Origin of the sequence: Streptomyces sp. OR43 (assembly GCF_008042275.1) — a bacterium.
Lineage (GTDB): Bacteria > Actinomycetota > Actinomycetes > Streptomycetales > Streptomycetaceae > Streptomyces.
Genome location: NZ_RDBK01000008.1, coordinates 570,137 through 591,444, shown reverse-complemented (window position 1 = coordinate 591,444; position 21,308 = coordinate 570,137). Strand labels below are relative to the sequence as shown.

At 70.3% G+C, this 21,308-nt stretch carries 20 protein-coding genes and 1 pseudogene; 18 read left to right on the top strand and 3 right to left on the bottom strand.

Annotated elements, in window-relative coordinates; genetic code table 11:
• Window positions 1-57 precede the first annotated feature (57 nt).
• From EAO72_RS06660 to EAO72_RS06575, 18 genes and pseudogenes are all read left to right on the top strand, one after another.
• Window positions 58-1,350, top strand: coding sequence for an activator-dependent family glycosyltransferase (locus tag EAO72_RS06660; RefSeq protein WP_148016248.1), 1,293 nt, complete (start codon window positions 58-60; stop codon window positions 1,348-1,350).
• A 36-nt stretch (window positions 1,351-1,386) separates the two neighbouring features.
• Complete coding sequence (locus tag EAO72_RS06655) at window positions 1,387-2,559, top strand: nucleotide disphospho-sugar-binding domain-containing protein (RefSeq protein ID WP_148016247.1); 1,173 nt, start codon at window positions 1,387-1,389, stop codon at window positions 2,557-2,559.
• Window positions 2,559-3,140, top strand: coding sequence for a dTDP-4-dehydrorhamnose 3,5-epimerase family protein (locus EAO72_RS06650; RefSeq protein ID WP_187284944.1), 582 nt, complete (start codon window positions 2,559-2,561; stop codon window positions 3,138-3,140). Before EAO72_RS06655 ends, EAO72_RS06650 begins: the two co-directional genes overlap by 1 nt.
• 2 nt (window positions 3,141-3,142) lie before the next feature.
• Window positions 3,143-4,270 carry a nucleotide disphospho-sugar-binding domain-containing protein gene (locus EAO72_RS06645; RefSeq protein ID WP_148016457.1) on the top strand — a complete coding sequence of 376 codons (1,128 nt, stop codon included), beginning with the start codon at window positions 3,143-3,145 and terminating at the stop codon, window positions 4,268-4,270.
• Window positions 4,271-4,295: 25 nt separating this feature from the next.
• Entirely contained in the window at window positions 4,296-5,363 is a 1,068-nt protein-coding gene (locus tag EAO72_RS06640) for a glucose-1-phosphate thymidylyltransferase (protein ID WP_148016245.1), read from the top strand.
• A complete protein-coding gene (gene rfbB / locus EAO72_RS06635) occupies window positions 5,360-6,343 on the top strand; it encodes a dTDP-glucose 4,6-dehydratase (RefSeq protein ID WP_148016244.1) in 984 nt (327 codons plus the stop codon). The genes EAO72_RS06640 and rfbB overlap by 4 nt, the downstream gene beginning before the upstream one ends.
• Entirely contained in the window at window positions 6,333-7,391 is a 1,059-nt protein-coding gene (locus tag EAO72_RS06630; RefSeq protein ID WP_148016243.1) for an NAD-dependent epimerase/dehydratase family protein, read from the top strand. Before rfbB ends, EAO72_RS06630 begins: the two co-directional genes overlap by 11 nt.
• Window positions 7,388-8,692: a lipopolysaccharide biosynthesis protein RfbH gene (gene rfbH, locus EAO72_RS06625; RefSeq protein ID WP_148016242.1), complete on the top strand. Its 1,305-nt coding sequence runs from the start codon at window positions 7,388-7,390 to the stop codon at window positions 8,690-8,692. The genes EAO72_RS06630 and rfbH overlap by 4 nt, the downstream gene beginning before the upstream one ends.
• A gap of 44 nt (window positions 8,693-8,736) precedes the next feature.
• Entirely contained in the window at window positions 8,737-9,483 is a 747-nt protein-coding gene (locus EAO72_RS06620) for an NAD-dependent epimerase/dehydratase family protein (RefSeq protein ID WP_148016241.1), read from the top strand.
• 28 nt (window positions 9,484-9,511) lie between these two features.
• Window positions 9,512-10,456 carry a hypothetical protein gene (locus EAO72_RS06615; protein WP_148016240.1) on the top strand — a complete coding sequence of 315 codons (945 nt, stop codon included), beginning with the start codon at window positions 9,512-9,514 and terminating at the stop codon, window positions 10,454-10,456.
• Between the two features lie 72 nt (window positions 10,457-10,528).
• Entirely contained in the window at window positions 10,529-11,929 is a 1,401-nt protein-coding gene (locus EAO72_RS06610; protein ID WP_148016239.1) for an NDP-hexose 2,3-dehydratase family protein, read from the top strand.
• Window positions 11,926-12,885: a Gfo/Idh/MocA family protein gene (locus EAO72_RS06605; RefSeq protein WP_148016238.1), complete on the top strand. Its 960-nt coding sequence runs from the start codon at window positions 11,926-11,928 to the stop codon at window positions 12,883-12,885. The genes EAO72_RS06610 and EAO72_RS06605 overlap by 4 nt, the downstream gene beginning before the upstream one ends.
• Window positions 12,882-13,649, top strand: a complete 768-nt coding sequence (locus EAO72_RS06600) for a 4'-phosphopantetheinyl transferase family protein (RefSeq protein ID WP_148016237.1) — start codon at window positions 12,882-12,884, stop codon at window positions 13,647-13,649. The genes EAO72_RS06605 and EAO72_RS06600 overlap by 4 nt, the downstream gene beginning before the upstream one ends.
• A gap of 32 nt (window positions 13,650-13,681) precedes the next feature.
• Window positions 13,682-13,911, top strand: a pseudogene (locus EAO72_RS06595) (carboxyl transferase domain-containing protein); the annotation flags it as partial.
• Between the two features lie 43 nt (window positions 13,912-13,954).
• On the top strand, window positions 13,955-14,635 hold the full coding sequence (locus tag EAO72_RS06590; RefSeq protein WP_261991343.1) for a DsbA family oxidoreductase: 681 nt from the start codon (window positions 13,955-13,957) through the stop codon (window positions 14,633-14,635).
• Window positions 14,636-14,847: 212 nt separating this feature from the next.
• Window positions 14,848-16,377, top strand: coding sequence for an FAD-dependent oxidoreductase (locus tag EAO72_RS06585; RefSeq protein WP_315986290.1), 1,530 nt, complete (start codon window positions 14,848-14,850; stop codon window positions 16,375-16,377).
• A gap of 119 nt (window positions 16,378-16,496) precedes the next feature.
• Window positions 16,497-16,934: a DUF6069 family protein gene (locus EAO72_RS06580; protein WP_148016235.1), complete on the top strand. Its 438-nt coding sequence runs from the start codon at window positions 16,497-16,499 to the stop codon at window positions 16,932-16,934.
• Between the two features lie 78 nt (window positions 16,935-17,012).
• On the top strand, window positions 17,013-17,282 hold the full coding sequence (locus EAO72_RS06575) for an acyl-CoA carboxylase epsilon subunit (protein ID WP_148016234.1): 270 nt from the start codon (window positions 17,013-17,015) through the stop codon (window positions 17,280-17,282).
• Window positions 17,283-17,509: 227 nt separating this feature from the next.
• Here the strand turns inward: EAO72_RS06575 and EAO72_RS06570 are convergent, their stop codons facing one another.
• From EAO72_RS06570 to cobA, 3 genes are all read right to left on the bottom strand, one after another.
• Window positions 17,510-18,166, bottom strand: coding sequence for a response regulator transcription factor (locus EAO72_RS06570; protein ID WP_315986289.1), 657 nt, complete (start codon window positions 18,164-18,166; stop codon window positions 17,510-17,512).
• Between the two features lie 828 nt (window positions 18,167-18,994).
• Window positions 18,995-19,894 (bottom strand): TrmH family RNA methyltransferase, encoded by a 900-nt coding sequence (locus tag EAO72_RS06565; RefSeq protein WP_148016233.1) that lies wholly within the window; start codon window positions 19,892-19,894, stop codon window positions 18,995-18,997.
• A 64-nt stretch (window positions 19,895-19,958) separates the two neighbouring features.
• Complete coding sequence (cobA, locus tag EAO72_RS06560) at window positions 19,959-21,212, bottom strand: uroporphyrinogen-III C-methyltransferase (protein WP_148016232.1); 1,254 nt, start codon at window positions 21,210-21,212, stop codon at window positions 19,959-19,961.
• Window positions 21,213-21,308: the final 96 nt, after the last annotated feature.

The following is a 21,308-nucleotide window of genomic DNA, read 5'->3' as shown; positions in this document are numbered from 1 at the left end:
GCCCCGTCCCCACACGTCCACCTCCCTGTGCACCCGAACACGAACGGAGTTTCAACGATGCGTGTCCTGTTCACCATCTTTCCGGCGACGGCACACCTGTATCCCATCGTGCCGCTGGCCTGGGCGCTGCAGAGCGCCGGGCACGAGGTCGTCGTGGCGAGCCATGCGGGCGTCGTGGACCCGGAGGTGATCGCGAACATCGGCGCGGCCGGGCTCACGGCCGTACCGCTGGGAACGCCGGAGGAGTTGCCGGAAGCCCTGAGCAAGAACACGGGCGACGCCAAGCCGGACCGCCCGACGCTCGCTTTCGACGCGTGCGAACCGGAGGAGTCGGAAGGCTGGCGCACGGCGCGCATGATCCTCAACGGCATGTTCAGGATGCACTACCCCGAGCCTGCGGAGCCGGGCGGCCGCAGGCCCGTTCTGGACAACCTGGTCGACTTCGCCCGCGCCTGGCGGCCCGATCTCGTGCTGTGGGACCCGTTGATGTTCCCCGCGCCCATCGCCGCGCGGGTCAGCGGCGCCGCCCATGCCCGCCTGGTCTGGGGCGTGGACAACATCGCGCTGATCCACGAACGGACGAAGCGGGAACTGGCCGACCCGGAAAAGGAGCTGACCGAGCACCCCTGGCTGAGCTGGTACGGCCCGGTGCTGGAGCGGTACGGGCTGGAGTTCAGCGACGAGATGCTGCTCGGTCAGTGGACCCTCGACCTGACCCAGTCCAGGATGCGGCTGCCGCTCGACCTCACCCACGTCCCGGTGCGGCGGGTCCCCTACAACGGCGCGGCATCCCTCCCGGCCTGGCTGCACCACCGGCCCGAACGCCCGCGCGTGGTGCTCACCCTCGGGGTGAGCCGCCGCAAGATTTTCGGCAAGTACAGCGGCTTCCCCATGCGCGAGTTCTTCGACTCGGTGTCCGCCCTGGACCTCGAGGTCGTCGCCACCCTCAACAGCGACCAGCTCGCCGCGGTCGGCACCCTGCCCGACAACATCCACACGGTCGAGTACGTGCCGCTCAACCAGGTCCTGCCGACCAGTTCGGCGATCATCCACCACGGCGGGGGCGGGACGTTCTCCGCCGCCGTCGCCTTCCAGGTGCCCCAGCTGGTGGTGCCGCTGCCGATGTGGGACGAGATGGTCACGGCCCGGTACGTCGAGGGCATGGGGGCGGGTCTGGTCGCCGATCCCGAGTCCCTGGACGTCGCGGGACTGCACAAGCAACTCGTGCGGCTCCTGGAGGACCCGTCGTTCTCCCTCGGCGCGCGCCGTCTCTACGACGAGATGCTCGCCGCGCCCGCGCCGAAGGACATCGTGCCCCTGCTCGAGCGCCTGACCGCCGAGCGCCGCTGAACGCGCCCGTAGAGGCCGGAGAGGACTGTCCGTCAGATGCGCGTACTGGTGATCACCACCCCTGTGCCGTCCCATTTCCTGCCTCTGGTCCCCCTGCTGTGGGCCCTGCGGTCGGCCGGTCACGAAGTGACGGTGCTCGGCCAGCCCGATGTCCTCGGCGCGGTCCGGGCCTGCGGGCTCACCGGCGTCGAGGTGGGAAGGCCGTTCGACGTCGACGCCATGCTGCTCAGGAACCTGCCCGCGGAGCAGCGGCCCCTGCAGGCCCGGCCCCGGCCGGACCCCGAACTGCTCGGCGGGTACGGCAAGGTGTGGTGGGCGCACGCCGCCCCGCTCCTCGACCGCTACACCGCCCTGGCCGAGGAGTACGGCCCCGAGCTGATCGTGGCCGACCCGTTGGAGTACTGCTCCCTGGTCATCGGCGCCCGGCTGGATGTGCCGGTGGTGCACCACCGGTGGACGGTGGACGCCATCTCCGGCCCGGCCCGGCGCTTCGTGCGCGCCGACGCCCCGGAGCCCTCCGGGCTACCGGACCCGACCGTGCTGCTCGACCCGTGCCCGCCGGGCCTGCGGATGCCGGACGGCGAAGCGGGCGTGCCGATCAGGTACGTGCCCTACAGCGGGGGCGCCGAGACGCCCGCCTGGGTGCGGGCGGGTCCCGGAGCCGGACGGCGACGGGTCGCCGTCTCGCTGGGCAACACGCCGGCCCTGCACGGCGGGCCTTTCGTCCGCGGCCTGCTGCACGCCCTCGCCGCCCGCCGTGACGCCGAGATCCTCGTGACGCTGCCGCGGCCGTTCCGTGCGGCCCTCGGGACGCTGCCCGGGAACGTGACGGTCGTCGACCCGCTGCCCCTGCACCTGTTCCTCGGGACCTGCGACGCGATGGTCCACCACGGCGGCGCCGGCACGGCGATGACCGCCACCGCGTTCGGACTGCCGCAGCTGGTGCTGCCGCAGCTGGCGGACCACTTCCCGTTGGCCGACCGGCTCGCCGCGACCGGGGCGGGACTGTCCTTCGACACCGCGGCGCGCCAGGACGACCCGCAGGTCGTCGGCCGGGCCCTGGACGAACTGCTGTCCGACCCGCGCTACGCCGGGTCGGCCCGCCGACTGGCCGTGGAGATGGCCGCGATGCCGTCCCCCGCCACCGTGGCCGCCCGTCTGGAGCGTCGGGCGCGAGCAGCCACAGAACCGAGAGAGGCGAGCGTGTAGTGCACATCGAGGAAATGCCCCTTCCCGGGACCTACCTGATCACGCCCGACCAGATTCCGGACGAGCGCGGGACGTTCTACGAGTCCCTGCGCAGCGACGCACTGGAGAGCGTGACCGGCGTCGCCTTCCGGCCCCAGCAGATCAACTACTCCGTGTCGAGACGGCACACACTGCGCGGGATCCACAGTGTCCGCATTCCGCCCGGGCAGGCCAAGTTCGTCACCTGCGTCCGCGGTGCGCTGCGCGACATCGTCGTGGACCTGCGGATCGGCTCCCCGACCTTCGGCGAGCACCAGGTCAACGAACTGGACGCGGACTCCGGCAGGTCCGTCTACGTCCCTGAGGGCGTGGGCCACGGATTCCTCGCGCTCAGCGACGACGCCTGCATCTGCTACGTCGTCTCCACCGCGTATGTGCCGGGCACCCAGATCGACATCAATCCGCTCGATCCGGATCTCGCTCTGCCCTGGAACTGCCCGCAGACCCCACTCATCTCGGACAAGGACGCGAAGGCGCCGACCGTGGCCGAGGCCGTGCGGGCAGACCTCCTGCCCCGATTCAGCAAAGCAGGGACACCGTGAGAATGCTCTTCGTGGCGGCGGGCAGCCCGGCGACGGTCTTCGCTCTGGCCCCGCTGGCCACCGCCGCCCGCAACGCGGGTCACCAGGTCGTCATGGCCGCGAACGACGACATGGTTCCGGTCATCACCGCCTCGGGCCTGCCCGGCATCGCGACCACCGCCCTGCCGATCCGGCACTTCATCACCGCGGACCGTGCCGGTCTCCCCGTGGAGATCCCCTCCGATCCGGGCGAGCAGGCGCTGTTCACCGGGCGCTGGTTCGCGCGCATGGCCGCCTCGAGCCTGCCGCGGATGCTGGAGTTCGGCCGCGCCTGGCGGCCCGACCTGATCATCGGCGGCACGATGAGCTACATCGCCCCGCTGCTCGCCCTGCACCTCGGCGTGCCGCACGTGCGCCAGACCTGGGACGCCATCGACGCAGACGGCATCCATCCCGGCGCCGACACCGAACTCCGGCCGGAGCTCGCAGAGTTCGGCCTCGACCGACTGCCCGACCCCGATGTGTTCGTGGACATCTGCCCGCCGAGCCTGCGGCCGGCGGGCGCCGCCCCGGCCCAGCCGATGCGGTATGTCCCGGCCAACGCCCAGCGGCGGCTGGAGCCCTGGATGTACAGCCGGGGCGAACGCCGCCGTGTCCTGGTGACGTCCGGGAGCCGGGTCGCCAGGGAGAGCTACGACAAGAACTTCGAATTCCTGCGCGGCCTCGCCAAGGACGTCGCCGCCTGGGACGTCGAGCTGATCGTCGCCGCGCCCGAAGCGGTCGCCGACGCCCTGCGCGACGAACTGCCGGGCATCCGGGCCGGCTGGGTGCCGCTCGACGTGGTGGCACCCACCTGCGATCTGCTCGTGCACCACGGGGGCGGTGTCAGCACCCTGACCGGGCTGAACGCAGGTGTGCCCCAACTGCTCATTCCGCGGGGCGCCGTGCTGGAGAAGCCGGCCCGGCGCGTCGCCGACCAGGGGGCCGCGATCACGCTGCTGCCCGGCGAGGACGCGACCGACGCGATCGCGGACTCCTGCCATGAACTGCTGTCCAAGGACACCTACGGCGAGCGGGCTCGCGAACTCTCCCGGGAGATCGCCGCCATGCCCTCGCCCGCGAGCGTGGTCGACGCGCTCGAACCGGCGTGAATACACGAAGCGAGAGGACCTCTCGATGAAGGCTCTGGTGCTCGCAGGCGGATCTGGTACCCGCCTGCGGCCTTTCAGTTATTCGATGCCCAAACAACTCATCCCCATCGCCAACACGCCCGTGCTGGTGCACGTGCTGAACGGCATCCGGGAGCTGGGGGTGACCGAGGTCGGTGTCATCGTCGGCAACCGCGGCCCCGAGATCGAGGCCGTGCTCGCCGACGGCGCCCCGTTCGGCGTGCGCATCACCTACATCCCCCAGGACGCACCGCGCGGACTGGCACACACCGTGTCCATCGCCCGCGGCTTCCTCGGCGACGACGACTTCGTGATGTACCTCGGCGACAACATGCTGCCCGACGGAGTCGCCGGGATCGCCGAGGAGTTCACCCGGCAACGCCCGGCCGCCCAGGTCGTCGTGCACAAGGTCCCCGACCCGCGCTCCTTCGGCGTCGCCGAACTCGGCCCCGACGGGGAGGTGCTGCGCCTGGTGGAGAAACCGCAGCGGCCGCGCAGCGACATGGCCCTGATCGGCGTGTACTTCTTCACCGCCGCCATCCACGAGGCGGTGGCCGCCATCGGACCCAGCAGCCGCGGCGAACTCGAGATCACCGACGCCATCCAGTGGCTGGTCACCTCCGGCGCGGACGTGCGCGCCAGCGTCTACGACGGCTACTGGAAGGACACCGGGAAGGTCGAGGACGTCCTGGAGTGCAACAGCCACCTCCTGGACAACCTGACCCCGCGCGTCGACGGACAGGTCGACGCCGACAGCGTGCTCGTCGGCCGGGTCGTGGTCGAGGCGGGGGCGCGCATCGTGCGGTCGCGGATCGAGGGACCGGCCATCATCGGCGCGGGCACGGTCCTTCAGGACAGCCATGTGGGTCCGTACACCTCCATCGGGCGGGACTGCAGAGTGACGGGAAGTCGGCTGGAGGGCTCCATCGCCCTGGACGAGGCGTCGGTCACCGGAGTCCGCGGACTGCGCAACTCGCTGATCGGGCGCGCCGCGTCCGTCGGCACCACCGGACCTGGCACGGGCCATCACTGCCTGGTCGTCGGAGATCACACCCGAGTGGAGGTCGCGGTATGAGGATCCTGGTCACCGGAGCGGCAGGCTTCATAGGCTCGCACTTCGTGCGCAGCCTGTTGGCCGACAAGTACACCGGCTGGGAGGGCGCCCGCGTCACCGCCCTGGACAAACTGACCTACGCGGGGAACCGGGACAACCTGCCCGCCTCGCACGAGCGGCTGGAGTTCGTCCGCGGCGACGTGTGCGACAGCGGCCTGTTGCGCGAACTGGTGCCCGGCCACGACGCCGTGGTCCACTTCGCGGCCGAGTCCCACGTCGACCGCTCCCTGGAGGGCGCCGGCGAGTTCTTCCGCACGAACGTCCTGGGCACCCAGACCCTGCTGGACGCCGTACTGGAGAGCGGGATCGAGCGGGTCGTACACGTCTCGACGGACGAGGTGTACGGCTCGATCGACGAGGGCTCCTGGACGGAGGAGTGGCCACTGGCCCCCAACTCCCCCTACGCCGCCTCGAAGGCCGGTTCGGACCTGGTCGCGCGGGCCTACTGGCGCACCCATGGCCTGGACCTCTCGATCACCCGCTGCTCCAACAACTACGGGCCCTACCAGCACCCCGAGAAGGTCATCCCGCTGTTCGTCACCAACCTTCTGGAGGGCCGCCAGGTCCCGCTGTACGGCGACGGCCGCAACGTCCGCGAATGGCTTCACGTGGACGACCACTGCCGTGGCATCCACCTGGTGCTCAACGGGGGCCGGGCGGGCGAGGTCTACAACATCGGCGGTGGCAATGAGTACAGCAACCTCGCCCTGACCGAGCGGCTGCTGGAACTGACCGGCGCGGGCGAGGAGATGATCCGCCGAGTCGCGGACCGCAAGGCACACGACCTGCGCTACTCGATCGACGAGTCGAAGATCCGCAAGGAGCTCGGCTACGCGCCGCGGACCGACTTCGAGACGGGCCTGGCCGACACGGTCGCCTGGTACCGGGACAAACCCGACTGGTGGAAGGCCGTCAAGCACGGAACGAGCCGTGCGCTCTGAGCACCGGCCGGTGACCGGGCTCTCGGTCGTGGTCCTCGGCGGCACCGGTTTCCTGGGCAGCCGCATCGGCACGGCGTGCGCCGCGGACGGCGCCCGGGTGCACCTGGTCTCCCGCAGCGCGCCGGCGGTCCCCGCGCCGGCCCTCGGGCCCGGCGTGTCGACCGTCGGCCTCGACCTCGTGAAGGCGTCGCCGCGGGAGATCGCCGCGGTCCTCGCCGCCGCCGGCGCCGACGTCGTGGTCAACGCGGCCGGCCGGGCCTGGCAGGCCGACGAGGCGCAGATGACCGCGGGCAACGCCGAACTGGTCGAGCGGGTCGTCGCAGCACTCGCGGCGCTGCCCGGTCCTCCGGTACGGCTGGTCCAGCTCGGCACCGTCCACGAGTACGGAGCGGGCGCCCCGGACGCCGCCACCGGCGAGGAGCATGAGCCCGAGCCGGTCACGCCGTACGGCTACACCAAGCTCCAGGGCACACGGGCCGTGCTGCGCGCCCGTGAGCAGGGGGTCGACGGCGTGGTGCTGCGGCTCGCCAACGTGATCGGCGCCGGGGTCCCCCAGGGCAGCCTCTTCGGCCGGGTCGCGGCACACCTCGGTGCGGCGGCCCGCGCCGAGGCGCGCGGCGAGAAGGCCTCCGAACTGCGCCTTCCGGCGCTGCGCGCGGCCCGCGACCTGGTGGACGCCCGCGACGTCACCGCGGCGGTGCTGGCCGCGGCCACCGCGCCGAAGGCGGACACAGCCGGTCAGGTGATCAATGTGGGCCGTGGCACGGCGGTCCCGATGCGCGGGCTGATCGACCGGATGATCGAACTCAGCGGGCTGGAGCTCCCGGTGGCCGAGGCGGCCGAGGGACCGGGATCGCGCACCGACGTCGCGTGGCAGTGCCTGGACGTCGCCCGCGCGCAGCGCCTGCTCGGCTGGCGCCCGTTGCGCAGCCTCGACGACTCCCTGCGCGAGCTGCTCGTCTCCGTACTGCCGCCGGAGCACCACCGGCCCGGCACACCACTCGGGATCACGGCCGACGTACCGGCCGACGAAGGGAAACGATCATGAGCGACCGCAAGGACCTGGTACTCGAAGGCGTTCGCGCGTACCACCGGGAGTCCTCCCCTGCCCAGGAGTTCATCCCCGGTACGACCGAGATCTGGCCGTCCGGCGCCGTCCTGGACGAGAACGACCGGGCGGCGCTGGTGGAGGCGGCGCTGGAGATGCGCATCGCCGCCGGGACCAGTTCCCGCAAGTTCGAGTCGGCCTTCGCCCGGCGCCTCAAGCGCCGCAAGGCCCACCTCACGAACTCCGGTTCGTCGGCCAACCTGCTGGCCGTGTCGGCCCTCACCTCGCACACCCTGGAGGACCGGCGGCTGAAGCCGGGCGACGAGATCATCACCGTCGCGGCGGGCTTCCCGACCACGGTCAACCCGATCCTGCAGAACGGCCTGGTCCCCGTTTTCGTGGACGTGGACCTCACCACCTACAACGCTACCGCCGACCGGGTGGCGGCGGCGATCGGCCCCAGGACGCGGGCCATCATCGTCGCTCACGCGCTCGGCAACCCCTTCGAGGTGACCGAGATCGCCCAGCTCGCCGAGCAGCACGACCTGTTCCTCATCGAGGACAACTGTGACGCGGTCGGTTCGCTGTACGACGGAAAGCTCACCGGCACGTTCGGCGACATGACGACCGTCAGCTTCTATCCGGCGCACCACCTCACCATGGGCGAGGGCGGCTGCGTCCTGACGTCCAACCTCGCCCTGGCCAGGATCGTGGAGTCGCTGCGGGACTGGGGCCGGGACTGCTGGTGCGAGCCGGGCGAGAACGACCGGTGTCTGAAGCGCTTCAAATACCAGCTGGGCACCCTGCCCGAGGGCTACGACCACAAGTACATCTTCTCGCATGTCGGTTACAACCTGAAGGCCACCGACATCCAGGCCGCACTCGGTCTGACCCAGCTGGCCAAGCTGGACTCCTTCATCGAGGCGAGGCAGCGCAACTGGCGGCGGCTGCGGGAGGGCCTGGACGGGGTTCCGGGGCTGCTGCTGCCCGAGCCCACCCCGCGCTCCGAGCCCAGCTGGTTCGGCTTCGTGATCACCGTGGATCCCGAGGCGCCGTTCCGCCGCGCCGAACTGGTGGACTTCCTCGAGGAGCGCAAGATAGGCACCCGCCGGCTGTTCGCGGGCAACCTGACCCGCCACCCGGCCTACATCGACCAGCCGCACCGGATCGTGGGCGAGCTGACCAACAGCGACCTCATCACCGAGCACACCTTCTGGATCGGGGTCTACCCGGCGCTGACCGACGAGATGCTGGACTACGTCACCGCCTCGATCAAGGAGTTCGTGGCCGCGCGCGGCTGAGCTGAACGGCCCTCCTACTCCCCCAGAGATCGGGACGACGACGTATGGACATTGTGGGAACCGGTTTCCTGGCGCGGAACCTGCGTCCGCTGGCCGGCCGGCATCCGGAAACCGTGGCCCTGGCGGCGGGGGTGTCATGGGCGAGCGGCACCTCGGACGCGGATTTCGCCCGCGAGGCCGCGCTGGTGGGCGACGTCGCGAAGCGGTGCGCGGCCGACGGGCGGCGGCTGCTGTTCTTCTCCACCGCGGCGACCGGGATGTACGGGCTCGCCGAGGGGCCCGGCAGGGAGGACGTCCCGGTGACGCCCTGCACCCCGTACGGCGCGCACAAACTCGCCCTGGAGGAACTGCTGCGCGACACCGGGGTCGACCACGTCATTCTCCGGCTGGGACATCTGGTCGGCCCCGACCAGCCCGAGCACCAGTTGCTGCCCACGCTGGTGCGGCAGTTGCGCGAGGGCGTGGTCCGCGTGCACCGGGGGGCGGCCCGCGACCTGATCGACGTCGGCGACGTCATCACCGTCGTCGACCGTCTGCTCGCCACGGACCTGCGGGCCGAGACGGTCAACGTGGCATCGGGTTTCGCGGTTCCGGTGGAGGACATCGTCGACCATCTCGCCGAGGCCCTCAACCTCGAGGCGCGCCGGGAGTACCACGACGCGGGCGGCCGCCAGCACATCATCTCCACCGAGAAGCTGCACGCGCTGGTTCCGCAGGTCGCGGAGATGGGCTTCGGACCCTTCTACTACCTGCGGATCCTCGGCGCCTTCTCGGCATCCGTGTACATCTGACAAGAGAAGGGCAACGACGGATCCCGCCATGAATCACCCCAGGACAAAACGCACGACGACCCTTCTGTGCGGTGCCACGCTGCTCCTGGCCTGCGTCCAGGGGCCCGCCCACGCGGCCCTGTCGCTCCCCGCCCAGAACCTCCGGACCGCCCGGGCCGCCCACGCGGTCCAGGCGTCCGAGGCCTCCCACACCGTCGACCTCGTCTCGACCGCCGACGGCTTCACCGCACCGGCGACCACCCGGTCCGGCCTGACCACCTTCCGCGCCTCGACCACGCAGACGGGCAAGGGCTGGATCGGGCTGGCCCGCCTGAAGGACGGCGCCGGCTGGGACGACTTCCTGGACGCCCTCGCGGGCGCGCTGTCCAACACGCCGTCCGACGTCCCCCAGGGGGCGAAGGACCTGGACGCGACCGCGACCTTGCTCGGCGGGCTGGTGCTCCAGCCCGGCCGGCCCGGATCGTTCACCCAGCACCTCGATCCGGGCAGGTACCTGCTGTTCGACTATCTGGCCGCGGGCGACGCGGAGCCGCGCTATCGCTGGCTGACCGTCTCCGGCGACGCCGTCGCCCAGGGCCTGGCGCCGACCGCGACGATCGTGTCGAAGAACGTGCCGGGAACGGGTCCGCGCTTCGAGGTCCGCGGCACACTGCGAGCCGGCCGGCCTCTGCGGTACGTGAACGAGATCCCCGGCCAGGTCAACGAACTGATCTTCGTGAAGATCGCGGAGGGCACGGCCGAGGCCGACCTCAAGGCGTACTTCGACGCCATGCCCGACGACGGCACGTTCCCGCCGGACTCCCCGTTCGTCTCAGCCGGCCTGGGCAGCCTGCACCTGTCCACGGGCCGGTCGTCGGTGGTGCAGGTCCCCCTGGAAAGCGCCCGATACGCCGCGCTGACCTGGTCGAAGGACGCCACGGACGGCATCAAGCTCGTCAAGAAGGGCCTGTTCACCATCGTCGACGTCAGATGAACGGCACGTCACGCACACCGGACACAGGTCACATCAGACACATCTGACACATCGAACACGGGGAGTTCCCTGATGCTGCCTCTCACCCTTCAGCCACGCGACGACGCGAAGCTGCTGGCGGACCGGCTCGCGCTGTCGTCCGCCACCACGCGGGGCGCGCACCTCCCGACCGCCGGCTTCTCCGCATGGCTCACCGAGCGGGGCCGCGCCAACGCCTTCCGCGTGGACCGGATCCCCTTCGACCGCCTGGACGGCTGGTCGTTCCACGACACCACCGGCAATCTCGAGCACCGCAGCGGCCGCTTCTTCACGATCGAGGGCTTGCACGTCATCGAGAGGGGCGCTCCGTACGGCGACGGCCCGCACGCCGAGTGGTACCAGCCCATCATCAAGCAGCCCGAAGTCGGCATCCTGGGCATCCTGGGCAAGGAGATCGACGGGGTCCTGCACTTCCTGATGCAGGCGAAGATGGAGCCCGGCAACCCGAACCTGCTCCAGTTGTCCCCGACCGTGCAGGCCACCCGCAGCAACTACACCAAGGTCCACCAGGGCGCGGACGTGAAGTACCTCGAGCACTTCGTCGGCCCGGGCCGCGGCCGGGTCGTCGCGGACGTCCTGCAGTCCGAGCACGGTTCGTGGTTCTTCCACAAGTCCAACCGCAACATGATCGTGCTGACGGACGACGACGTGCCGCTCCTCGACGACTTCTGCTGGCTCACACTCGGGCAGATAGCGGAACTCCTGCACCAGGACAATGTCGTCAACATGGACTCGCGTACGGTCCTGTCCTGCCTGCCCGTCCCGGAGACGGCGGCCGGCGCCCTGCTGTCCGACGCCCAGCTGCTGTCCTGGATCACCGGCGAGCGCTCCCGGCACGACGTACACGCCGAGCGCGTACCGCTGGCCGGGCTGCCCGGCTGGCGGCGCGACGAGATGACCGTCGAGCACGAGGAGGGCCGCTACTTCAAGGTGGCGGCGGTCGCCGTGCAGGCCGGCAACCGTGAGGTCACCGGCTGGACCCAGCCGCTGTTCGAGCCGGTCGGCCTGGGCGTCACCGCGTTCCTCACCCGCACGTTCGACGGTTTCCTCCATGTCCTGGCGCACGCCCGCGTCGAGGGCGGTTTCCTGGACACCGTCGAGCTGGGCCCCACGGTGCAGTACACGCCCGGAAACTACGCCCACCTGTCCGCGACGCAACGCCCGTCGTTCCTCGACACCGTGCTCGCGGCGCCGGCGGACCGCATCCGGTACGAGGCCGTGCACTCGGAGGAGGGCGGCCGGTTCCTCAACGCCGAGAGCCGGTATCTGATCGTCGACGCCGACGAACACGACGTCCCCGTCGATCCGCCGGCCGGCTACACCTGGGTCACACCGGACCAGCTCACCTGGCTGGTGCGCCACGGCCACTACCTCAACGTCCAGGCCCGCACGCTCCTGGCCTGCCTCAACGCGGCGGCGGCGAGGGCCCGATGAGCGGGCCGGTGCGGATCGGGGTCCTCGGCTGCGCGGACATCGCGGTGCGGCGGATGCTGCCCGCGTTCGCCGCCTCCCCCGGTCTGGAGCTGGCCGCGGTCGCCAGCCGCGACCGGGCCAGGGCCGAGCGGGTCGGCCGCCGCTTCGACTGCCGCCCCGTCCACGGGTACGACGAACTGCTCGACGCCGACGACATCCAGGCCGTGTACGTGCCCCTGCCGGCCGCGCTGCACGCCCCGTGGGTGGAGTCGGCGCTGAACGCGGGCAAACATGTCCTGGCCGAGAAGCCCGTGACCATGGACCCGGGAAGCACCGAGCGGCTTCTGGACCTCGCGGCGAAGCACGGTGTGGCCCTGATGGAGAACGTCATGTTCGTCCACCATCCCCGGCACGAGGCGGTGCGGCGACTGGTCACCGAGGGGCGCATCGGTGAACTCCGCTCATTCCGAGCGGAGTTCGCCATCCCCCCGCTCGACGGCGACGATATCCGGTACTCCGCCGAGCTGGGCGGCGGCGCACTGGTGGACGTCGGCCTCTACCCGCTGCGGGCCGCCCTGCACTTCCTGGGCCACGAACTCGACGTGGTCGGCGCCCGTCTCACCCGGGGCGCCGGGCGGCAGGTCGAGACGTCGGGGGCCGTGCTGCTGGCCGCTCCCGGCGGGATCACCGCACACCTCACGTTCGGCATGGAGCACTCCTATCTCTCCCGGTACGAACTGTGGGGCAGCGAGGGCCGGATCACCGTGGACCGGGCTTTCACCCCGCCGGCGGACTTCGTGCCCTCGATCGGACTGCACCGGGGCGCCGAGACGGACCAGATCCGACTGGAGCCCGCCGACCAGGTCGCGGCCACGGTCGCCGCGTTCGTCACCGCGGTCCGCGCCGGGGCCGCCCCGCGCGCGGACACCCTGCGGCAGGCCGTCCTGCTGGATGACGTACGTCGTCGCTCCGTATGACGGCCGCCCCCGACAGCAGCGAGCTCACCTTGCAGGACGGGGACTTGGCACTGTGGCTGCTGACACCGCCCGATCGGGGACCGCTCGCGCTCGACGAACTCGACGAGACCGAGCGGCGCCGCGCAAACGCCTTCCGGCTGCCCGGCGACCGCACGTTGTACGTGACCGCACACATCGCGCTGCGCCGGCTGCTGGGCGGGTACCTGCGGACGCCGGCGAAGGAACTGGTGTTCGCCCGTGCGCACTGCCCCCGGTGCGGCGGTCCGCACGGCCGCCCGGTACTGGCCGGCGCCGGGCCCGACGCCCCGCACTTCTCGCTGTCGCACAGCCGGGGAGCGGTACTCGTCGGCGTCGCCCGCGCACCGGTGGGTGTCGATGTCGAGAGGGTGCCGGGCCCGGAGCGGGTCGACGTCTGCCGCTCGGCTCTCCACCCCTATGAGCAGCAGGAGCTGGCGGGACTCCGGCCGCCGGACCGCCCGGCCTTCTTCGCCCGGCTCTGGGCCCGCAAAGAGGCCTGTCTGAAGGGGATGGGCGTCGGAGTGGGTGGCTGGACGTCCGAGGTGTACCTCGGCAACGGAGGACCGGACGCCCCACCGCGGCCGGACGGCTGGAGTGTCCTCGACGTGCCGTTCGGCCCCGGCCATGCGGCGGCCGCGGCCATCAGGGGACCGGCTCCCCGGCCCGTGGTACACCGGCTCCCGCCCGATGCGGTCCGCATCGGCGGCCACGTCCCCGGCACGGGCCGACGGCGGCTGTGCTCCTGATCGACGCCGGGCAGGAAGCCGGGTACGCCCAGGCCTTCCGCCGGCAGATCGCCGACGCCGAGGACCCGGAGGCCATGCGCGGACCCGCATGGTCATGGAGTACAAGGCCGAACTGACGCACCCGTACTACGCCGCCGAGCGCGGCCTGGTCGACGACGTCATCGACCCCGCCGAGACCCGCGAGGTCCTCATCCAGTGCCTCGCCGTGCTGCAGACCGAACACGCCGGCCTTCCCTCCCGCAAACACGGCAACCAGCCATAGTAAAAGGGCACTTGAAATCATCAGCCCAAGGGAGGCAACACCCGTGGAGAAGCAACCGCCGAAGAGCACGACGCTGCGTGTACGGATCGCGCTGGACGTGATCTGCGTGCACTCCTACCTCGGCTACACCCGTTTCAGCCGTGCGGCACACCGGATGCGCGCCGAGGGCCACACGCTCCGGGTGGAGTTCCTGCCCTTCGAGCTCGCGCCGGGCGCGGGCACCGAAGGGGAGCCCCTGCTCCCCGTACTGGAGCGGGTGTTCGGCCCGCAGGCCGTGCAGCACACGCTCCAGTTCGCCGAGCAGGTGGCCTCGGAGGGGCTGGAACTCCACTACGAACGCGCTGTGGCCACCGGCACGTTCGAGGCGCACCGGCTCATCGGCCGAGCCGCGCGGCAGGGCAGGGCCGAACAGATGGTGGAGCGCCTCTTCCGCGCGCACTTCACGGACGGGCTGCACATCGGCGACCCGCCCACGCTTGCCCGGCTCGCCGGGGAGGCCGGTGTCACGGTGAACGACTCCGGCTCGTGGCCGGCGGAAACAGCCCCCGCTTCGGCTTCGGAAACGGACCGGCTTCAGGCCGAACTCGACCGTGTGCGCGGGCTCGGCGTCAGCGGTGTGCCGGTGTTCTTCATCGACGGCGTGCGGCCACTGACCGGATCCCAGTCGGAGGCCGCGCTGCTCGCGGCCCTTCGCGAGGCGCCGCGGACCACCTCGGACGGCTGACCGGAGCATCGGAACCTCAACTTTCGTATCGAGGCACGACAGATCCGTGTCAAGCACGTGGTGACGGCTCCCGGGAACTGATTGGCTGAAGTCCACCCCCCGGTCCGCATCCGTCAATGCGGTGACTTATCGGCATCCCAGCAGAGATAGGGCTCCATATGGTTTCGCGACGCAGGTTTCTGGGCTCCGCAATAGCGGTGGCCGGTGCCACGGTGGGGTTCACCGCACAGCCCTCCTCGGCCCAGGCGGCCGCTCACGTCGATCCGGAGGTGATCGTCAGACCGGGAGACGCACGGTACGCCGTGCTCTCCGGCCGCGGTTACAACACCCGCTTCGCGGCCACGCCGGACGAGATCTGGCTCGTGCACTGCGCCTCCCAGGTGGAGAAGGCGGTGAACAAGGCCCGCGCCAACAATCAGCGCATCACCGTGCGCAGCGGCGGTCACTGCTTCGAGGATCTGGTCGCCAATCCCCAGGTCCGTGTTCTCGTCGACATGTCCGAGATGAAGAGCGTGGGCTTCGACCCGTCGATGAACGCCTTCGCCGTCCAGCCGGGTGCTCGGCTCGGCGAGGTGTACAAGGCACTGTACGAGGGCTGGGGCGTCACGGTCCCGGGCGGCGTGTGCCCGGAGGTCGGCGTCGGCGGTCACGTCGCCGGCGGCGGATACGGCCCGCTGTCCCGCCGCTTCGGCCTCGTCGTGGACCACCTGTACGCCGTCGAGGTCGTCGTGGCAGACAAGGGCGGCAAGGCACGCACCATCGTCGCCACCCGCGACGCGAACGATCCGAACCGCGAACTGTGGTGGGCACACACCGGCGGGGGCGGCGGCGGGTTCGGCATCGTGACGAAGTTCTGGTTCCGTACCCCGGGCGCCACGGGCAGCGCGTCCTCGCTGCTGCCCAAGCCGCCCGCGCGGATGCGCAATACCGTCGTCACCTGGCCGTGGGCGCAGCTGACCGAAGCGGGCTTCACACGTCTGGTGATGAACCACGGCGCCTGGCATGCCGCGAACAGCGCTCCGGGATCCGTATACCAGGCGATGCACAGCTCGCTCCAGCTGTACTCGTCGATCGCGGGGACGATCCAGATGGAGATCCGTATGGACGCCACGTCGGCGGACACCGCCAGACTCCACGACGACTACATCGGCGCGCTCTCCGCGGGCGTGGGGGTGCAGCCGACGATCGACGTCACGGAGGGCACGTGGCTGGAGATCGCTCTGGAGCCGACCGCCGACTACGGTGCGTACTCGCGCCAGAAGTCCATGGGCGGTCATCTGCGCAAGCCGCTGACGGTAGATCAGGTCGGCGCGATCTACCGCTCGCTGACAGACCCGAACCACTACGGCGTCGGCCTGGTGTACCTGGCGGCGTACGGCTGCCAGATCAATACCATGCCGTCGGAGGCCAGGGCGATCCCGCAGCGGGACTCCGTCATCAAGCTCTGGTACTCCAACAGCTGGTCCGATCCGGCCTCCGACGAGGTCGAGGTCGACTGGCTGCGCACGCTGCGCAAGAACGTCCACGGCGCGACCGGCGGCTTTCCGGCGCCCAACGACCAGCAGGACGGCGGCTACATCAACTACCCGGACAGCGATATGCGCGATCCGGCGCAGAACACGTCCGGGGTGCCCTGGTACTCGCTCATATGGAAGGGCAACTACCCCAGGCTGCAGCAGGTCAAGAACACCTACGACCCCAAGAACGTCTTCCGGCACGGCCTGTCCCTGACCCCCTCCTGACGCACCGCTCGGGCGGCCGGTCCCCCCGCCGGAAACGCACGCTCCCCATTTCGACGATCACCGTGCCGGGGCCCGGACAGAACCCGGTCCCGGCACGGTACGACAGCCCGGAGGGCTCCATGACCAGCAGTAACCCCGCCGCCACCAACACCGCTCCAGGACGGCGGGCACTGCCCGCGTGGCAGGCGGTGGCAGCGGCCGCCGCCCTCGCCGCGGTCGTCGATCTGATCGTCCTGTTCATCGGTGACGCCGCCGGCGCCTCGATGGTCCTGGAGCTCAACGGCAAGCCCGACGATATCGGCGCCGGCGACGTGATCTTCATGTCGATCGCCGCGCCGGTGATCGGCATCACGGCCGTCGTGCTCCTGGCCCGCTGGAAGCCGGTGTTCCTGCGGGTGGGGCAGATCGTGAGCGGCGCGGTGGCGGTGCTCACGGCCATCGGCCCGCTGGTCCAGGACACCGACGGCGGCACCGCCGCCACGCTGATCACGATGCACCTGTTCGTCGGCTTCGTCGCGGTGGCCGCGTTGGAAGTGATTCGCCGGTCCCGCGTCTGACCCAACGGGATCACCGGGCGGCCCTCCGGAACCCGGWCCGGGTTCCGGAGGGCCGCCCCCGTTCCAGGAGAGGAACCCATGGCAGCGGAGCAGAACACCACAGGCGAGGCCTCCTGCATACCGACCGCGCGCTCCTGGCGTATCACCAGCGGCGCTCCCACGCCCGAGGAGCTCGCCGCGGTCTCGGTGGCGCTCTCCACCGTCCTCGCCGCGCGCACTGTCCAGGCGGCGCAGGAGACGGGCTCGGGCTTTCGGAACAAGGCCCCCTGGGGGCTGTTCTCGGCCAGGAGCAGGACGGTCACTTCCTGGGCCGCCGACCCGTTGCCGGGCTGGCGCGGCGCAGTGTGAGGACGGCCCCGCCGAGGAGGCCTTCGCAGACGGGGGAGTGATCCCGTCTGCACGTCACGACGGGCCAGGGGAGAGGAGGACCGCCGGTCGCCGTTGACCGAGCGTCCTCGAATTCAGGCCTTTGGTCCAGGAGTTTCGGGAGTCGGTTGCATCCTGGAACAAAGGGTGAATTCCCATGGAGGGAGACGGCCATCGCCCGGGTATCCCGGGATGACCGCCATAAATGCTCAGGCGTACCCGATGCGGAATCCGACACCGCGGGCCGTAATGATCCAACTGCTCGATCCCAGCTTGCTCCGCAAGCTGCTGACATGCGTGTCGATGGTGCGCCCCGGCTCCGACCGGGAATCTCTCCAGACCTGCGCCATGATCTGTTTACGGGTAACGACGCTACCCGGGCGCGAGGCAAGCAGATACAGCAGATCGAATTCCTTGCGTGTCACCTCGACGGGCCGGCCTTCGAGGCTGATCTGCCGAGCGCGCGGGTCGATTCCGAGCGGACCGACAGCAATGTTCTCCTCAATGGAGACCGGCTGCCGCAGAGCCCGGCGCATGACCGCTTCGATCCGGGCGATCAGCTCGGCGAGACTATAGGGCTTCGTCACATAGTCGTCCGAGCCGGCGCGCAGACTGAGCACCCGGTCCAGTTCGGAGTCACGTGCCGTGACGACGATGATCGGGATGTCGCAGACGGCCCGGATACTGCGGCAGAGTTCGACCCCATCGAGATCGGGCAGGTCCAGGTCGACGAGGAGCAGATCTACGTTCCGGTACTTCTGCAGCGCCTGAGCCCCGGTCGGCACGCTCTCCGCCTGGAACCCGTGCCGGCACAGGTTGTGGATGAGCACTTTCGCGACCTGCGGCTCGCTCTCGACGGTGAGCACGCGTAACGCTTTGCGGGCTCGCCTTGCCTCAGGCCTGACGGACGCACCCCGCGTGGCACGTTGCTGCGACATGCGCGGTTCTGCAAGCCTTACGTTCTGATGCCCCATCCGTGAAATCCCCCATATTCATCCGGTAAAACGAAGCGTCGCACCAATCCATAGAGGGTCACGATGAGGGTACAGACCATGCCTTCAATGCGTCAAACATTGATAATTAACTGCCAGTGAATAACGAGAACCGGAAACGCCGCCGAAACACGCGGGAACTCAAGCGGAACACGAAAGGAAACCAAAAGAACGTCCGGCGCGTGTCCATTTCCGCCCCACGAGGAAACATCACGCAGACGCAGGCCAACCACAGAGCTTCCGGCCCTTTCCGATTCCTCGACCCACGGGCGCGGTCACGCCCGACACGCCCAGCGGTTTGACCTGCACCCCCCTTGCGCAGCCGTAACAGACACACCACGATACACCGTACACGCTGAACGTACGACGTATACGTGTGCCAGGTCACGCTGGCCCGAAAGGAGTACATACGGTCTCGGCCCAAAAGGGCACACTAATCGAGACGCTTTATGAAGAAGCAGAGATGAACCGGCCAGCCCATGGCCGACACGCGCCTGGCTCGATCTTGACATCGCCTCGGGGAGCGGGAACGGGTCCATGGCCTGGGCACAACCCGCGGAAAGGTCCTGATCGCCTGGTCCGCCAGGAAGAGCCGGCCTGTTGCGCCGGGAGCAGTCACGCCTCAGGCAGCGACCTCGTGCCCTTGCCGTCCGTCACCTCGGAACGCCGCACCGGGCGGGCTCGTGATCCTCGCCTTCGGGGTCAGTCGGACCTCGGCCGGGTGGCATAGAAGGCGACAGCCGAGGCAGCGGCCACGTTCAGCGAGTCGACACCGGCGTCCATCGGGATGCGTACATGCTCGTCGGCAGCCAGTAGCGCTCCGGCCGACAGCCCCTCCCCTTCCGTGCCCAGCATCAGCGCAAGTTTCTCGTAACGGCGGTCGGCGAGCTCGTCGAGCGTGATGGAACTCGGTGAGAGGGCGAGGGCCGCGAGTACGAAGCCGTCCTTCCGGATGACATCGGCATCACGCGGCCATGACTCGAGCCTGGCGTACGGGACCGCGAGGACAGCTCCCATGGACACCTTCACGGCCCGTCGGTAAAGAGGGTCGGCACAGCGCGGGGTGAGGAACACGGCGTCCACTCCCAGAGCCGCCGCATTGCGGAAGGCCGCACCCAGATTGGCGTGGTCGACGATGTCCTCGAAGATCGCGATACGGCACAGCCCAGCACGCCCTTGTGAACCCGAAGGCAACATCTCCCCGCTGTTCGCATGGTCGTCGACGGCCTCAGCGACGACCACACGGCGGGTCGTGCGGAGCAGTTCGTCGGCCGTCGGCAGCGGCTTGCGCTGCATGGAGGCGAGCGCGCCGCGGTGCACGTGGTAGCCGGTGACGCGTTCGGCGAGCTCGGGGCTGACCGCGTAGACGGGCGCCGGGACCTCGTCGATGACGTCGCGCATCAGGTCGACCCACTTCGCCGAGAGCAGCATGGAGCGCATCTCGTACCCGGCGTGCCTGGCGCGTCTGATCACCTTCTCCCCCTCGGCGATGAAGAGTCCCTCCGCGGGCTCTCGCCTGCGCCGGAGCTCGACGTCGGTCAGACCGATGTAGTCGCTCAGGCGGGGGTCGTCGGGGTCGTCGACGGTGATGAGATCAGCCACAGGTTGATACTGCCTTGTCCGGTGTGTGGTGCCAACGGTCTGGCGGAAGATCCGTTACCGCTGGTTACTCAGTGGTTCGCGCGGCTGCTTCCGGGCCGACCGCGACGACGTCGCCGATGACGATGACGGCGGGCGGGCGGACGTCCTCGGCCACGGCACGTTCGCCGGCCGTGGCGAGCGTCGCGTCGACGCGCCGCTGGGCGGCCGTGGTCCCTTCCTGGACCAGTGCGACCGGGGTCTCCGGGGACTTGCCGTGGGCGATGAGCGTACGGGCGATGGCGCCGATCTTGTCGACGGCCATCAGGAGGACGAGGGTGCCGCGCAGCCGGGCGAGGGCCTCCCAGTCGACCAGCGAACGCTCGTCGTCGGGGGCGACATGGCCGCTGACCACGGTGAACTCATGGGCGACACCGCGGTGGGTGACGGGGATACCGGCCGCGCCGGGGACCGAGATCGAGCTGGAGATGCCGGGCACGACGGTGCAGGGAATGCCTTCGGCGGCAAGCGCCTGGGCCTCTTCCATGCCGCGCCCGAAGACGAACGGGTCGCCGCCCTTGAGCCGGACGACGGCCTTGCCCGCCTTGGCGTGTTCGATCAGCGCGTTGTTGATGGCCTCCTGCGCCATGTAGCGGCCGTACGGGATCTTGGCGGCGTCGATCACCTCGACGTGCGGCGGCAGTTCGTCCAGCAGGTCGCGCGGGCCGAGCCGGTCCGCGATGACGACGTCGGCCTCGGCGAGGAGACGGCGGCCGCGGACGGTGATCAGGTCGGGGTCGCCGGGTCCGCCGCCGACCAGGGCGACGCCGGGGGCGCGGGTGCGGTGGTGGGGGGCGGCGAGGGTGCCGTCGCGCAGGCCCTCGACGATGGCGTCGCGGACGGCGGCGGAGTGACGCGGGTCGCGGCCGTGCGCGTCGGTGGTGAGGACAGCGACCGTCACGCCCTCGCTGCGGCCGGTGGCGGGGGTCCAGGCCGTGGCGGCGTCCGCGTTGTCGCTGCGGACGCACCAGGTGCGGGTGCGCTCGGCCTCGGCGGAGGCGGCGTCGTTGGCCGCCGTGTCGTCGGACGCGATGAGGGCGTACCAGGTACCGGCCAGGTCCCCGTCGGCGTACGGGCGGCGCTCCCAGCGGATCTCGCCGGCGTCCGCCATCGCCTCGACGGACGGGGTGGCGGCGGGCGACACGAGGACGATGTCCGCACCGGCCGCGATGAGGGCGGGCAGCCGGCGCTGCGCGACCTGGCCGCCGCCGACGACGACTACACGGCGCCCGCTCAGGCGCAGTCCGACGGGGTAGGCGGGGTGATCGGCGTGCTCGGCCATGGCGGTGCGGGCTCCTCGTGCGATGCGGGGGCTGCGGGCCGCTGCGGCGGTGGAGCGGCTGTGACGTGCGGTGTTATGGGACGGGGTTCACGATAC

Coding starts and splice junctions, on each gene's coding strand:
- EAO72_RS06660 (WP_148016248.1), top strand. CDS start 58: ATGCGTGTCCTGTTCACCATCTTTCCGGCGACGGCACACCTGTATCCC.
- EAO72_RS06655 (WP_148016247.1), top strand. CDS start 1,387: ATGCGCGTACTGGTGATCACCACCCCTGTGCCGTCCCATTTCCTGCCT.
- EAO72_RS06645 (WP_148016457.1), top strand. CDS start 3,143: ATGCTCTTCGTGGCGGCGGGCAGCCCGGCGACGGTCTTCGCTCTGGCC.
- EAO72_RS06640 (WP_148016245.1), top strand. CDS start 4,296: ATGAAGGCTCTGGTGCTCGCAGGCGGATCTGGTACCCGCCTGCGGCCT.
- rfbB (WP_148016244.1), top strand. CDS start 5,360: ATGAGGATCCTGGTCACCGGAGCGGCAGGCTTCATAGGCTCGCACTTC.
- rfbH (WP_148016242.1), top strand. CDS start 7,388: ATGAGCGACCGCAAGGACCTGGTACTCGAAGGCGTTCGCGCGTACCAC.
- EAO72_RS06620 (WP_148016241.1), top strand. CDS start 8,737: ATGGACATTGTGGGAACCGGTTTCCTGGCGCGGAACCTGCGTCCGCTG.
- EAO72_RS06615 (WP_148016240.1), top strand. CDS start 9,512: ATGAATCACCCCAGGACAAAACGCACGACGACCCTTCTGTGCGGTGCC.
- EAO72_RS06610 (WP_148016239.1), top strand. CDS start 10,529: ATGCTGCCTCTCACCCTTCAGCCACGCGACGACGCGAAGCTGCTGGCG.
- EAO72_RS06605 (WP_148016238.1), top strand. CDS start 11,926: ATGAGCGGGCCGGTGCGGATCGGGGTCCTCGGCTGCGCGGACATCGCG.
- EAO72_RS06600 (WP_148016237.1), top strand. CDS start 12,882: ATGACGGCCGCCCCCGACAGCAGCGAGCTCACCTTGCAGGACGGGGAC.
- EAO72_RS06580 (WP_148016235.1), top strand. CDS start 16,497: ATGACCAGCAGTAACCCCGCCGCCACCAACACCGCTCCAGGACGGCGG.
- EAO72_RS06575 (WP_148016234.1), top strand. CDS start 17,013: ATGGCAGCGGAGCAGAACACCACAGGCGAGGCCTCCTGCATACCGACC.
- cobA (WP_148016232.1), bottom strand. CDS start 21,212: ATGGCCGAGCACGCCGATCACCCCGCCTACCCCGTCGGACTGCGCCTG.